Origin of the sequence: Vreelandella jeotgali Hwa (assembly GCF_000334215.1) — a bacterium.
Classification (GTDB): domain Bacteria; phylum Pseudomonadota; class Gammaproteobacteria; order Pseudomonadales; family Halomonadaceae; genus Vreelandella; species Vreelandella jeotgali.
The window spans coordinates 61,193-74,285 of record NZ_AMQY01000010.1; the positions used below are offsets into that span (position 1 = coordinate 61,193).

Genomic DNA, 13,093 nt, shown 5'->3' on the forward strand with positions numbered 1-13,093 from the left:
ATCGCCTATTCTATCAAACATGTGCTAACCCATGGTGGGCATACCGGTATTCTCAAAGGTATTAATTTTGTATCAACACCTGGCTCAACACATGCCCTAACACAACCATTAATACATGGTGATATTTTGAATGGAACCGTGGGTATATTTGTATAGGGTTTTAAATCACCAGACCTCCTGCTATTCTTGGCCAATGAGATACTCTTTATTATATCACAAAGACACTACCCTCCTGCCAGAAGCTCGCGTATTTTTGTGGCAATGGCTGAATATCATCGGGCCGGAAGGCGCGACGAATGAGACGCTGCGCGAGCTGTGTAAGCGGCTGACTATTACGGTGAAGAAAGGGAGTCGGGCACTGGCTCAGCTCAAGGAATACGGGGCTATCAGTGCGACAAAACAGCCCCAGGCTCAAGTGACAAAAGCCTCGGGTACGCCTAAAAAAAGAGGCCGCCCGCGGACGTGGCATTGCGTGTCAGCTGCTACGCAACAATGGCTGAAACCCATCGACATGCGACCTGACATAACCCAGGGGCTGGATAAACTCATCTCGTTTGCCGCGTCATCCGGGGATACGCTACGCGACGGTGAAGCGCGCAAAGAAACACTAACGTTGGCCAATAGCTGGTTAGTGGCTGTACTGCTAGCCCACATGGATCATGCTGGGCAGGTAACGACGCTGGGCTATGCTGACCTGATGGCCCTGACAGGCATGAGCCGGAGCCGTATTCAAAGCCAGATAACAAAACTCAACGCGATGGGCGTGCTGCACCATCAGCCAGGCTCAATGCGAGTCATGCTGGGGGCTCGCCTCGAATGCTCCACTTTTACGCTGAACCTTCATCATGCGCAGATTGGCTATACATCGCGCTCTGCACGGCGCGTGGTGTTTCCGGATATCAGTCGCCATGGCAAGGAACGACAAGCAACCCATGTGGTGAATGGCATTGTCGATGCGGCAGGTGTGTTTCAGACGATGGAGCCTGAGCATCAGCTACGCAGGATAACTGGATGGAAAAGGGCCGGGTGGGCATTTGCCACGAGCAATGCATCTCTGACTTCTGGCAAAACACTGCTTGCAGCATGGCAAAAAGATAGCGAGGTACGTGATGATGTTCGCCATATATTGTCCGATATCAAGCTGAGCCAGCTACATCGCTGGAAGTATGAACCGGCCCTGGCGGGTTGGTGGCTTGCCTATGTGCAGCGGTATGCCTGCTGGTTACTGGAGCATGACGCAAAAGCACTACGTACACCGGGCGGTGAGCGTCAAACGGACTTACGGGGTCGATTAAAACAAGATTTCCCGGATGCATCACCGAAGAATATCGAGGCGCTTGATGCCCTGGCCCATGCGTTGGCGAGGTCGTTGCTGAGATGGCTGACGGACGCAGTTCTGCCATGGGACACGGATGGGCTTTGCGTTGAAGGCATGACCTTGATGCCTGTCATGCATGGAGCACGGCAACACTGGCAACTGCAATACTATTTGCGGGATGAAGCCCACGATGCCGTGCCTACCACCACGCTGGTGACACTTGAAACCGTTGGCAGTGATTTTGCTGATTGGCTAAAACGCCGGGCGAGTGGCTAACGCACCCGGCGGCATGCTTCATCGATTATTGACTGCTACCAAATCCACGTACGCCCGTACCTACTGGTTTGGAGTAGAGTTTGCACAGATAGCTACTGATACAAAACACTGTGCGAAAGGCCTCAATGTCACCCCGGTCCAGTCTATGCACGCCGTAGGCCCGTGTGAGTTGATCCTGAGCGACGTTCACCAGTCCTTGCATGCTTTGGCCATGCATACCGATAGCATCCTGCCAAGAACGCACACAGCGGTGATACAGGTTAGGCTGATGGTATTGACCGTCAGCGCAGGGGGCGAAGTGACCCAGCAAACGAAAGGCATCGTAGTTCAGTAACAGCAGCAGGTGGTAGTGCGGTTTGTCGCTGTTGTTCTGCTCCCGGCACCAGACGTAACGCAGATCTGGTTGATACCTGGTATGAGCGGCCTTTAGTTCTCGCTGCAGCGCCGTAAAGAAACGGCTTAGGCAGGCATTATCGGCGTGCATGGGGCCAGCCGGCATGCGCTGAGGGAAGCGCAGGTCGAGCCGAATAGCCAGCGTGCGGAGACGGGCGTCCAGGGCGTCGTGGAGCACACGCCACGTCGTTTCCAGATAGTTGGTGACCAGCGGGGCTGCGGGGTGTTGGAAGACCGGTGCGCCGTGAAAGGTATGCTCGTAGTGCAGGCGAAGTTTCGGATTAAGCGGGTGACGCTTGGGCTGATGGGTATACATGGGAAAGATCCTGATCAGACGCCCACGCACGCCCATGCCTCCGGCCCGACTGGCCAGAGGAGGCAGTAAGGCGATACGGAGACGCAGGGAAGGTCATCAAGCCGAGCCATATGCCCGGCCTGAGCGATAAAATGCGGTGTCGGACACACCGCTCGCGCTATCAGGTCAAAACGGCGTCAGCGGCCCACACAGGCCGATATGACGCACGCCCCGGTCAGAGCGGGTACGGACGGTTAACCACAAGAGACAAGCGGGACAGGTAACGGAGGAGGCCAGCACGCCTACTCACGGAACAGTCACCATTAACGCCATGGCATACCGCTTGAGGCGGATATGCCGGACAGGGCGCTACGATGGGAGACGGGATACGTTGAGGTATCCCGCTGACAGGTACGGGGAGGTATCGGTATCTGATGGATATCCCCTGGGGGGAGATATCCATCGGGTTCTATTGCTTGAGGGGGTCTTTCCCCCTTGGGTTATACCCCTGGAATATACCTGTAGTACCCTGGTGATATACCCATACTACTACACCGTCGAGCCAAAGCCGGAGGGTAAACCCGACAAGGCCCCGCCCCGCCTGACGTGCCGGCCCGCGAAGGCCGCTCAATCTGACGTTTCTGATGAAAAAGTTAGGTCAATCCGCTTGACAGGATAGCGATGAGCCTGAATTGGCTCACAGTATCTACCTGCCCAGTGAAAATAATCCCGGATCTATATCACTTGGATGACAGCAGCCCGCTGTCGTTTACCCGTGATAGAGGATCTTGTCATGTCTCAAACATGCCCCCGATGCGGCGCACCCGCCGCGTCACACGATACCCGCGACCCTCAACGCCAGGACACCACCATGGCCGGTGCCCAGCTGGGCAACATGATTGGTGCCGTCGGCGGACGTACCGGCATGGCCGTGGGCAGCATAGCCGGTGCGGTACTCGGCGGAATGCTGGGCAGCGCCCCGTGGCGTGCCCGGTCCGTCTCCACCGGTTTTTGCCCGGCCTGTGGCTATGCCTTCGGCTCTTCCCCATAGGTAGAGCGTTGCTATCCGCTTTTCAGGCGCGATGCGCCCCCGTATTGCCCACCCCGATGATTGCCTTGTCTTCCACGCGGCCCGCTGCCCCTCGGGCGCGGGCTGCTATGCCGTGGGCGACAGATCGCTCGCCACACGTGCACGTTTCTCAGGAGCCTCCCATGACCCAAACAGCCCTTCACACCAAAACGCCGTTGTTCCCGGTTTCCCCCGAGGAAGTCGAGCGCAGCACGCTGATTCCGTTTGATCAGGCCGGGCAGGAGCGCCGCAACCAGGCGGCGTCTGCCACTGATACGCCGGAAGCCCCGCCGCTGTCATCCAGGGACAAACCGGGCAGCGTGACGGCGTCTGTACTGGACGCCATCGAGCAAAGCAGCATGCCGGCCCCCGTCAGCCGCGATGCCCGTGTAAAACGCCCAAAGCCGCCACAGCGTCGCTATCGGGATCAGGCTCGCCGCCTGGTCGACACACGCGCGCTTGACCGCAATGCCTGGCTGGACATTCGACAGGGCGGGATTGGCAGCTCGGATGCGGCAGCGGCCATCGGCCTGCATCCGTACAAGTCTCAGCTGGAACTCTGGCTGGAGAAAACCGGCCGTCAGTCGGGACTGACCGAACCCGACCGCGATGCTCAGCTCACCAGCCCGTTGCACTGGGGGCAGATACTGGAGCCCATCGTCGCCGATCACTACGCCAAACACACCGGCTACCGCGTTCAGCGGGTCAACGCGATTCTGCAGCACACCGACTATCCCTGGATGATGGCCAACCTTGATCGTGAGGTGGTGGGCAACGCTGACGTGGACGTGCTGGAGTGCAAGACCGCCGGGGTTCATGGCGCCCGTTTGTGGCAGTTCGGCGTTCCTGTCTATGTGCAGCTACAGGTGATGCACCAGTTGGCCGTCACCGGCCAGCAGGCAGCCGACGTGGCCGTATTGCTGGGCGGCCACGAGCTGCAGATCCATCGTGTCGAGCGCGACGACGACATGATCGAGCAGATGATCGCACTGGAACGCCAATTCTGGGAGTACGTGGAACAGGACGTTGCGCCGCCTGCCAACGGCTCGGCATCCGACGACCGGGCCCTGCGTCAGTTGTTCCCCCGGGACGACGGTGAGGTGCTGGACTTCACCGACGACGACACCCTGAGCGAGGCGTTTGCCAACCTCCAGCAGGTACGCCAGCAGCTCGATGACCTGAAAAAGCGCGAAGCCAAGCTCAAGCACTACCTTCAGCAGGCCATGGGCACCGCGACCGGGGCCACGTTCCCCAGCGGCAGCCTCAGCTGGAAACAATCCAAACCCGGCACGCGGCTGGATACCAAGCGGCTCCAGCAGGAGCATCCCGAGATTTGCGCGGACTACCTCAAGACCGTACCCGGCTCGCGTCGCTTTATTGTTCGCCAGTAATGCGCCCTGTACAGCGGCGCTGACGTATTACCCGCACCCAACATCAACTCACACCACGCAACGCCTCAGTGCTGCTTCTCCGGCCGCTCTGGGGCGTTTTTTTATGTCAGGAGCTCTCCCATGCTTAAAGGACTCGCCATCACCCCGCCCATACTCGGGCGGATCGCCATTGGCAAGGTGGTCGAACACAACGGCAAGCGCCTGCCCTGCAAGGACGACCAGTTCACCATCACCTCCCAGCTCCAGACCAAAGAGGGCTGGATACCGCATCCCGTGGATGAGCAGCTGCGCGGCGAGCAGGACGGAAAGCTGCGCGATATCCCCATCCGCCTGTTATTCAACGACCCCGATCTCAACCTCCGGGCCGAGTACGCGCTGTTTGATCGCCAGACCGCACGCCCGCTGTGCGTGGGCGACGGCGAGCAGTGCAAGCGCCGTACGCGCGACGGCATGGAGACGCTGCCTTGCCCCGCACCGGATACCTGCCCGCTGGCCCAGGGCGGCGCCTGCAAGCCCTACGGCCGTCTGAACGTGCTGGTCGGCGATGACGACCCGCTGGGCAGCTTTATTTTCCGCACCACGGGCTTCAACTCGATCAGAACGCTCGCGGCTCGCTTGGCCTACTTCAAGGCCGTGGCCGGCAACCGGCTGGCCTGCATGCCGCTGGCATTAAAGCTGCGCGGCAAGTCCACCCGCCAGAGCCGGGGCACCCCGATCTACTACGTGGATATCACTCTGCGCGATGGCTGGACGCTGGAGGCAACATTGGCTGAAGCCCGGCGCATCGACGACGAACGCCAGGCGATGGGCTTTGATCAGCAAGCGCTCGACCGCGCCGCCAAAGCCGGCTTTGCCAACGGCGCGTTTGAAGACAGCGCCGAGGAAAGCGCCGACGTGATGGAAGAGTTCTACCCCGAGGCGCAGGCCACAACGCCAGCTGTACCGACTGCTGACGCAGAGCAGAGCGGTAGTCACTCCCCTGTACCCGCCACGCTGGCCGGCAAGCTCCAGGCAAAACACCAACAGCAGCTCGGCACTTCACAAGCCCATCAGGCCTGAGGGCCGATTACCTCTTTTCATCCCGTAAACGCCACGAACCTGCCCGCTCCCCGCCAGGCGTGGGGCGCTATGCCGTGGTGCGGGGATCAGGACAATCCAATACATCAGGAGAATTGTCATGCAGATTCTGACTCACGACCGCCTGCACCGTAACGCCCCCGCGATCTTCGCCCGGGAGCCCGATGATGCCGTGTCCGAACGCTACGGCTTTGTGCCCACCATCAACGTGGTGGATGCCCTGCAGGACGAAGGCTGGTACCCGGTACGCGCCCAGCAGACCAACGTGCGCGACATGAGCCGCCAGACCACCGCTCGCCACATGATCCGCTTTCGGCAGGAACCCGACAGACAGGTTGACCTGGGGGACAGCGTGGCCGAGCTGGTACTGACCAACAGCCACGACCGCAGCGCCGCCTACCAGCTGGATCTGGGCCTGTTCCGGCTGATCTGCTCCAACGGCATGGTCGCCCCGGTCAGCGACATGGGCGGGATACGCGTGCGCCACGGCAAGCATGTGGTGGACGACATACTCGAAGGCTCGATAGCCCTGAGCCACCAGGTGCCGCGTATTGCCGAAGGCATGGAAGTCTTCCAGTCCACGATGGTGCACAGCGACGAAGCCCGGCTGTTTGCCGAAGCCGCGCTGGCCCTGCGCTACGGCGATGACTGGCAGCAGCAAAGCCCCATTCAGCCCGACAACGTACTGGAAGCCCGCCGCACCGAGGATGCCGGCGGCACGCTCTGGCAGGTATTCGGGCGTACCCAGGAAAACCTGTTCAAGGGCGGCGTGCGCGGCCAGTCCACGAGCGGTCGGCGTACCCGTACCCGAGCGATCAACAACGTCACCGAGGACGTGCGCCTCAACCGCGCGCTGTGGACGCTCACCGAACGCTTTGCCGAGCTGAAAGGCGCCACGCTCCCCGCGTTCCCCGCATAACCCGCGGCAGGCAGTCCCCGGCCTGCACGTTCCGACACGCCCTTTACCCACGGTCCGTTTTTACGCGACCGGCCTATCAACTGGAGGCAACATGTCCCAACCACACGCCAATCAATCCCATCCCAGACTCATGGCCGGGGAAGACCCCGGCACCTATCAGCTCTCCCATGATGTGACCGCCGAGGAACTGCTGTACCTGGCCAAGATGATCGCCCGGCGAAAGCTGCGCAAGGGCAATAAACTCACCGAACCGCACAAGGTCCAGCGGTGCCTGCAAACGCTGATGCTCGACTACCAGCACGAAGTCTTCGGCGTGCTGCTGCTCGACACCCAGCACCGCCTGATCACCTTCGACGAGCTGTTTCGGGGGACGATCGATTCGGCAAGCGTCTATCCTCGCGAAGTGGTCAAGCATGCCCTCCAGCACAATGCTGCGGCGGTAATCCTGGTACACAACCATCCCAGCGGCGACCCTGAACCCAGCGACGCCGACCGGCGGATCACCCGCCGCCTGCAGGATGCCCTGGGGCTGGTGGATATCCGCGTACTCGATCACGTCGTGGTGGCCCACGAAGACTTTACTTCGTTCGTACAGCGGGGGTGGCTGTAAAGCGGGGGCTCGTGTCATTTTGCGCTCCCCGAAAATCCCGTCAGCATTACTGCGTTGCCTCACGGCTGCCCTGATCGGCACCGTGGGGCAGGGCACGGCGATGGGCTTTCTTTTTTGGTTTTAATAGTGGATGTACCCGGCGCATGGCATGGCCTGACGGGGCCCGGCAGGGCGGTGTGCTATAATGACGGCATTGAAACAGGAGCACGCATGGCCAGTCACTCGCACGATATCGCCTACAAGGAGCTGTTCAGCCACCCGGAGTTTGTGCAGCAGCTCATCGAAGGCTTTGCGCCCGACGATGTCGCAGCGCTGATGGACTTCTCGTCGCTCCAGCAGCTGAATGGCAACTACGTCACCCCGCTTGACAAGGAAAAAATCGAGGACGTGGTCTGGTCGGTCAAGGCGACGTGGCAGGGCGTGACCCAGTGGGTGTACGTGTATATCCTGCTGGAGTTTCAATCCCGCGTGGATTACACGATGCCCGTGCGGATGATGCACTACGTGGCAGGGTTTCACGATCAGCTGATAAAAAACGGCGTGACGACCCCCGGCAAAGGGTTGCCGCCGGTATTTCCCATCGTGCTGTATAACGGTGCTCAGCCTTGGGCGGCCAAACAGGACGTGTTTGATATGATCACCCCGCGGCCGCCTGGTATTCTGCAGGCTTATCAGCCGCATCTGCGCTACTATCTCGTGGATGAAGGCCGTTATAGCGATGAGGATCTGGCCGAGCGTAACAGCGTGCTGAGCGGGATTTTTGGTATCGAAAAGGCAAGGGATGGCCGCGAAGCGCTGCAGAAAGCCGTTGATCGCATCGTGGCGATTATCCAGACCGACCCTGACAAGGAGCGTATCGACCGCATTGCTACGCGTTGGATCAAGCGCCACTTTGAACGATGGGGCGATGAAGTCGATCTAAAAGAGCTGAATAGCCTGGTGGAGGATAGAAATATGTTGGCAGACAATCTGGAAAATTGGGCGAAGCGTGAGCGTGAGGAAGGCGAAGCTAAAGGCCGCATGACGACGCTGGAAAGCACGCTGCGTAAACTCATCAAGCTGAAGTTCGGAGAGCCGCCGGCCTGGGCTGATGAAAAAATCAAGCAAGCCAATGCCGACCAGCTGGATGATTGGACGGGTAATACTCTGACGGCGGAGACGCTGGAAGCGGTATTCAAGGGCTAGTCCCGCCAAACAGCTTGGTGGAGGATAGAAATATGTTGGCAGACAATTTGGAAAGCTGGGTGAAGCGTGAGCGTGAGGAAGGTCGGCAGGAAGGTGAAGTCAAAGGTGAGGCCAATCTGCTGAAAACGATGATCGTTTCCAAGTATGGCGAATGCCCCGAATGGGTACAGGAAAAGCTGAACGAGGCTGATTCGGAACAGCTGGGCGCTTGGGGGCAGAGGATCTTTCAAGCCAGCACGTTGGAAGGCTTGCTGTTATGAGCCGCATCCGCGAGCTTAGCGCGGATGAAGAAACCCGCCGCCTGGCATTCGCGCACTAAATCCCGGCTTATACCGCCTGTACCGCGCATAAAGAAGGCAGTCCATCGAGGCTGCCTTTTTGTATCTGCAACGTGGAGAAAAGCGCTTGACAGATGGCGATGTGCTATCATGCAGGTATTGAAACAGGAGCCCCCATGAGCGACGCGGATACATCCCGAAGCAGCGATCACGACAGCCCCTGGAAGATGGCCCTGGATGCCTATTGTCAGGAGTTTTTGGGACTGCTGTTCCCCGATATCGAAAAGCAGGTGGACTGGTCGCGGGGCTACAGCTTTCTGGATAACGAGCTGCAGAAAATCACCGCCGACGCCAACAGCGGGCGGCGCTATGCCGACAAGCTCATCAGGGTCTACGCACGGGACGGCAGCGAAACCTGGGTATTGATTCACGTTGAAGTGCAGGGCGAACCGGAAGACGACTTTGCCGAGCGGATGTATACCTATCAGTACCGGCTACGCGATCGCTACGGCATGGATGTGGTGAGTCTGGCGGTGCTGGCCGATACACGCAAAAGCTTCCGGCCCACGACGTTCCACTATGAGCGCTGGGGATGCGAACTGACCTACACGTTTCCCACGGCCAAGCTGATTGACTGGGAGCAGCACTGGGAAGCGCTGGAGCAAAGCCCCAACGAGATGTCGCTGGTGGTAATGGCCCAGCTACACGCCAAGCGGTTGAAGGACGGCGCGACGCGCAAGGACACCAAGGTCGCGCTGACGCGCATGCTGTTTGAGCGGGGCTATGAGCGCGCGGAAGTCGTGCGTCTATTCATCATCATTGACTGGATGATTCAGTTACCGCATGGGCTGGAACCGATCTTCATCGATGAAGTCCATGAGATACAGGAGGAGCAGAAAATGGCTTATGTGAACACGATAGAGCGCCATGCGCTGGCAAAGGGGCGCCAGGAAGGTGAAACGCGTGGTATGGCGGTTAGCCTGCGTAGTTTGATTACTCTCAAGTTTGGTGAGCCGCCGGCTTGGGCTGAGGAGCGCATCGACGCGGCGAGTACTGACCAGCTGAAAGGATGGACAAAAAAGATCCTGACAGCAGATTCACTGGAAGCGGTATTCGCGCACTGACTCCCCGCTTATCACGCCTGTATCCTGAAGCATCACGCATAAAGAAGGCAGCCCGTCGAGGCTGCCTTTTGCGTATCGGTGGAGTTTATTCCAGTAGATTCTTTCGGCGGGGCTTGACAGACGAAAATGTGGTAGCATAGGGCTATTACGACAGGAGTTTCCATGAGCGAGCTACTCGATCCCACCAACGACTACGTGTTCAAGCGGCTGTTTTCCGAAGCGCCCGATCTGCTGGTCAATCTGATCAACGACCTGCGGCCGGATCTACCCAATATCGCGTCGGTAGAAATCCTCAACCCGAATATCGAGCCGACCGAGCTGAACGGCAAGTACATCATTCTGGACGTACTGGCTCGCGACGGGGACGGCCACTGCTACAATGTGGAGATACAGGTACGCCGCTATGGTGCCTGGCACAAGCGCGGCTTGTTCTACCTGACCCGCACGCTGGGCAGCCAGCTGGGAACCGGAGAGGACTATACGGAGCTGCGCGCGTCGGTAGGCTTGCACCTGTTGGACTTCGACTTGTTCACGGACACGGCCGAGGAGCGAGAACAGGCCACCTGGCGTTTCGAGATGCGGGATTCACGCCAGCCCCAGGTATCGCTTGGGAGCGTGTTGCAGATGAACCTGATCGAAATACACAAGGCGGATCGCCTGGGCTTGCCGGAAGGCCCGCTGCGCGCCTGGATTACCTTCTTCAAGCACTGGCAGGAGGAATTGACGATGGCCAATGTTGCCCATGAACCGGTTAAGCGTGCCATGAGCCGCATCCGCGAGCTTAGCGCGGACGAAGAGACCCGCCGCTTGGCATTCGTGCGTGAGCGTGCGCTGCGGGATGAAGTCTCGTTTTTGAACGATGCCCGCCGAGAAGGCAGAGAGGAAGGTATAGAGCAGACAGCTCGTAATTTGATCAAGCTGGGTGTCCTCAGTGACGAAAAGGTTGCCGAGGTAACTGGTATGACAGTGGCAGAGATTAGCGCGCTGCATGCCGAGGATAAGCACTGACTTTGCCTTATCTATAGCCTCGCGATCTTCAAGCACTGGCAGGAGGAATTGACGATGGCCAATGTTGCCCATGAACCGGTTAAGCGTGCCATGAGCCGCATCCGCGAACTTAGCGCGGACGAAGAGACTCGTCGCCTTGCGTTTGTGCGTGAGCGTGCGCTGCGGGATGAAGTCTCGTTTTTGAATGATGCTCGCCGTGAAGGTATGGAGGAGGGCACCATGACCGCGCTGAAAGGCACGCTGCGCAAGCAAATAACACTCAAGTTTGGTGAGGTGCCAACGTGAGCTGATCATCGCATACAGCAAGCTGATGATACCGAGCTAAGCGAGTGGGTCGTGCAGATCCTGTCGGCAGATTCACTGGAAGCGCTGCTTCTGCCTGTATCCTGAAGCATCACGCATAAAAAAGGCAGCCCGTTGAAAGCTGCCTGCCACATATTCCACCGTTCATTTTGGTCCATTCAATCGCTTGCGCTGTACATGTCAGCATCGAGCAGAGGCAATAGCGTATTTTCCACGATATTAGCTAAGCGGTTGGAATTGTTGATTAAAACCTGGTTATCCAAATGAGAGTAACGCTGTGTGGTCGCATAGTTGGCATGCCCCAGGATCTCCTTCACGATATAGAGTGGAATCCCGTTGTTGACCATGTAGCTGGCTGCAGTATGACGTAAATCGTGCATCCTGAAGTCGTGTAGGTCGGCTTTTTTACGTGCAGTATTCCATGCGTGATACATATTGACGTAAGGCTTCAGTGTTTCAGGGTTGGGTAGAATGTAGTCGCACGCTTTCTCTTTTTCCAGATAGCGCAGCATTTTTATCAGGTAATCCGATAGCGGTACGTATCGAGCCCGCCCCGACTTGTTGTCAGGGATGCACCACTGGTGTTGTTGCCAGTCAATATGTTGCCATTTGGCCTGCAAGACCTCTGTTTTTCTTGCCCCCGTCAGTAGCAGCATGCGGAAAATGTAGGGCAGTGCCGTCGATTCGGATTCATCGCAAGCCGCCCACAATGCCTTTAGCTCGTCGTCGGACAGATAGCGAGATCGGATGTTGTTTTCCTTTCGCTTTTCAACTGCAGCCACTGGGTTAGCGGTGACCCCGGGGATCTCCCACTTCAGCGCAAGCGCAAACATGCGGTGAAGGACGTTCATCATGCGGTTGGTGCTGCTGGGCTTGTGCCGCTGGCCATGGGCTGCTGCCAGGTCAACCATGTGTTTTTTCGAGATCTGGTCAAGATGGAGCTTGCCGAGGACAGGGACGATGTGTAGTCGAAACATGGCCTCGTCTACCTCCCAGCTTTTTTTGCTGACCTTGATGTGGGGCAAGTAGCTGTCGGCAATGAAGGCCGCAAGCGTCGTGGTTTGACGCCTGACCTTTTGTGCCGCAAAAGGGTCTTCGCCCAGCTCCAGCTGAGACAGGTACTGCTTGGCACGTTGACGCGCCTGCTTGAGGCTCACGGCCTCAGCCCCCAGGAGATGACGGGTTGTATACTTGCCATACGCGGTTTTAAAGCGCAAATAGAAGCTACGCTTTCCGCTGGGCTGGGCCTTCAGCATGAAGCCAGGCAGTTCTGTGTCACAATAGTCAGTATGCGGCTTGCCTTCATGGCAGGTCGCAGTATCAACCAGTTTTTGGGATAGCTTTACAGCTGGCATTTTGGCACCCTCCGGGTCAGCTTCTACAAACAATATGCTTATAGTATCAGTAACTGTTGGTGCTGTATAGCGCTATCGATAGCCGGTGTCCTTATGACCTCAGACGACAATATCCATGCCCACCTGAAAATCGCTGTCGCCATGCGTGCAGTACGTGGTGCACTAGGCCTCAGCCAAAATGACCTGGCTGAGTTAATCGGGATTTCCAAACCAACGGTGGCCCGAATCGAGACGCTGGAGGTGCCAATGCGCTTTGACGCTTACGCCAACATGATGAAAAACCTGAAAAAAATAGGCGTCAACATAGATACAGTGCTGAGCGATAACGTGCAGGTAGAGTTTGAGCCAGAGGCGCTCACGGCTTTGCTAACCAAGCTGTCGGATCAAGGTAAGCGCAGAAAAGACCGGGCTCAAACAGGGGTGGGGGTCAGGCAAGCGTCGAAGAAAAGCGCTGATGATACAGGCGCAGACGCCTCGGCTCCTGAGTGAAGC

Annotated in this window: 14 protein-coding genes; 12 read left to right on the top strand and 2 right to left on the bottom strand. The window is 58.1% G+C overall.

Annotated features, from left to right (window positions below; translation table 11 throughout):
- The first annotated feature begins 253 nt into the window (after positions 1 to 253).
- On the top strand, positions 254 to 1,594 hold the full coding sequence (locus C793_RS0102475) for a hypothetical protein (protein ID WP_156804865.1): 1,341 nt from the start codon (positions 254 to 256) through the stop codon (positions 1,592 to 1,594).
- A gap of 25 nt (positions 1,595 to 1,619) precedes the next feature.
- On the opposite strand, the gene C793_RS0102480 is transcribed toward C793_RS0102475, so the two are convergent.
- Positions 1,620 to 2,303: a YagK/YfjJ domain-containing protein gene (locus C793_RS0102480; protein ID WP_017429371.1), complete on the bottom strand. Its 684-nt coding sequence runs from the start codon at positions 2,301 to 2,303 to the stop codon at positions 1,620 to 1,622.
- A 772-nt stretch (positions 2,304 to 3,075) separates the two neighbouring features.
- Here C793_RS0102480 and C793_RS13420 point away from each other — a divergent pair.
- The 10 genes from C793_RS13420 (at position 3,076) to C793_RS14580 (ending at position 11,228) form a co-directional block, all read left to right on the top strand.
- The gene (locus C793_RS13420) at positions 3,076 to 3,333 is read left to right on the top strand and encodes a hypothetical protein (protein ID WP_156804867.1); all 258 of its coding nucleotides are present in this window, start codon (positions 3,076 to 3,078) and stop codon (positions 3,331 to 3,333) included.
- A 161-nt stretch (positions 3,334 to 3,494) separates the two neighbouring features.
- Positions 3,495 to 4,742 (top strand): YqaJ viral recombinase family nuclease, encoded by a 1,248-nt coding sequence (locus C793_RS0102490; RefSeq protein ID WP_017429373.1) that lies wholly within the window; start codon positions 3,495 to 3,497, stop codon positions 4,740 to 4,742.
- A gap of 120 nt (positions 4,743 to 4,862) precedes the next feature.
- Positions 4,863 to 5,801: a recombination directionality factor gene (locus C793_RS0102495; RefSeq protein WP_017429374.1), complete on the top strand. Its 939-nt coding sequence runs from the start codon at positions 4,863 to 4,865 to the stop codon at positions 5,799 to 5,801.
- 118 nt (positions 5,802 to 5,919) lie between these two features.
- A complete protein-coding gene (locus C793_RS0102500; RefSeq protein WP_017429375.1) occupies positions 5,920 to 6,738 on the top strand; it encodes a DUF932 domain-containing protein in 819 nt (272 codons plus the stop codon).
- Between the two features lie 91 nt (positions 6,739 to 6,829).
- Positions 6,830 to 7,348: a RadC family protein gene (gene radC / locus C793_RS0102505; protein ID WP_040475267.1), complete on the top strand. Its 519-nt coding sequence runs from the start codon at positions 6,830 to 6,832 to the stop codon at positions 7,346 to 7,348.
- A gap of 210 nt (positions 7,349 to 7,558) precedes the next feature.
- Positions 7,559 to 8,533, top strand: coding sequence for an Rpn family recombination-promoting nuclease/putative transposase (locus C793_RS0102510; RefSeq protein WP_017429377.1), 975 nt, complete (start codon positions 7,559 to 7,561; stop codon positions 8,531 to 8,533).
- Between the two features lie 32 nt (positions 8,534 to 8,565).
- Positions 8,566 to 8,793, top strand: coding sequence for a hypothetical protein (locus tag C793_RS0102515; protein ID WP_017429378.1), 228 nt, complete (start codon positions 8,566 to 8,568; stop codon positions 8,791 to 8,793).
- 194 nt (positions 8,794 to 8,987) lie between these two features.
- Positions 8,988 to 9,935, top strand: a complete 948-nt coding sequence (locus C793_RS0102520) for an RpnC/YadD family protein (protein ID WP_017429379.1) — start codon at positions 8,988 to 8,990, stop codon at positions 9,933 to 9,935.
- 162 nt (positions 9,936 to 10,097) lie between these two features.
- The gene (locus tag C793_RS0102525; RefSeq protein ID WP_017429380.1) at positions 10,098 to 10,943 is read left to right on the top strand and encodes an Rpn family recombination-promoting nuclease/putative transposase; all 846 of its coding nucleotides are present in this window, start codon (positions 10,098 to 10,100) and stop codon (positions 10,941 to 10,943) included.
- Positions 10,944 to 10,997: 54 nt separating this feature from the next.
- Entirely contained in the window at positions 10,998 to 11,228 is a 231-nt protein-coding gene (locus C793_RS14580; protein WP_017429381.1) for a hypothetical protein, read from the top strand.
- A gap of 176 nt (positions 11,229 to 11,404) precedes the next feature.
- Here C793_RS14580 and C793_RS13425 read toward each other — a convergent pair whose 3' ends face one another.
- A complete protein-coding gene (locus tag C793_RS13425) occupies positions 11,405 to 12,601 on the bottom strand; it encodes a tyrosine-type recombinase/integrase (RefSeq protein WP_017429382.1) in 1,197 nt (398 codons plus the stop codon).
- Positions 12,602 to 12,694: 93 nt separating this feature from the next.
- On the opposite strand from C793_RS13425, the gene C793_RS0102540 reads away from it, so the two are divergent.
- The gene (locus C793_RS0102540; RefSeq protein ID WP_017429383.1) at positions 12,695 to 13,090 is read left to right on the top strand and encodes a helix-turn-helix domain-containing protein; all 396 of its coding nucleotides are present in this window, start codon (positions 12,695 to 12,697) and stop codon (positions 13,088 to 13,090) included.
- Positions 13,091 to 13,093: the final 3 nt, after the last annotated feature.

Bases quoted from the DNA above. Each gene is read 5' to 3' on its own strand.
- C793_RS0102480 (WP_017429371.1), bottom strand. From the start codon at position 2,303: ATGTATACCCATCAGCCCAAGCGTCACCCGCTTAATCCGAAACTTCGC.
- C793_RS13420 (WP_156804867.1), top strand. From the start codon at position 3,076: ATGTCTCAAACATGCCCCCGATGCGGCGCACCCGCCGCGTCACACGAT.
- C793_RS0102490 (WP_017429373.1), top strand. From the start codon at position 3,495: ATGACCCAAACAGCCCTTCACACCAAAACGCCGTTGTTCCCGGTTTCC.
- C793_RS0102495 (WP_017429374.1), top strand. From the start codon at position 4,863: ATGCTTAAAGGACTCGCCATCACCCCGCCCATACTCGGGCGGATCGCC.
- C793_RS0102500 (WP_017429375.1), top strand. From the start codon at position 5,920: ATGCAGATTCTGACTCACGACCGCCTGCACCGTAACGCCCCCGCGATC.
- radC (WP_040475267.1), top strand. From the start codon at position 6,830: ATGTCCCAACCACACGCCAATCAATCCCATCCCAGACTCATGGCCGGG.
- C793_RS0102510 (WP_017429377.1), top strand. From the start codon at position 7,559: ATGGCCAGTCACTCGCACGATATCGCCTACAAGGAGCTGTTCAGCCAC.
- C793_RS0102515 (WP_017429378.1), top strand. From the start codon at position 8,566: ATGTTGGCAGACAATTTGGAAAGCTGGGTGAAGCGTGAGCGTGAGGAA.
- C793_RS0102520 (WP_017429379.1), top strand. From the start codon at position 8,988: ATGAGCGACGCGGATACATCCCGAAGCAGCGATCACGACAGCCCCTGG.
- C793_RS0102525 (WP_017429380.1), top strand. From the start codon at position 10,098: ATGAGCGAGCTACTCGATCCCACCAACGACTACGTGTTCAAGCGGCTG.
- C793_RS14580 (WP_017429381.1), top strand. From the start codon at position 10,998: ATGGCCAATGTTGCCCATGAACCGGTTAAGCGTGCCATGAGCCGCATC.
- C793_RS13425 (WP_017429382.1), bottom strand. From the start codon at position 12,601: ATGCCAGCTGTAAAGCTATCCCAAAAACTGGTTGATACTGCGACCTGC.
- C793_RS0102540 (WP_017429383.1), top strand. From the start codon at position 12,695: ATGACCTCAGACGACAATATCCATGCCCACCTGAAAATCGCTGTCGCC.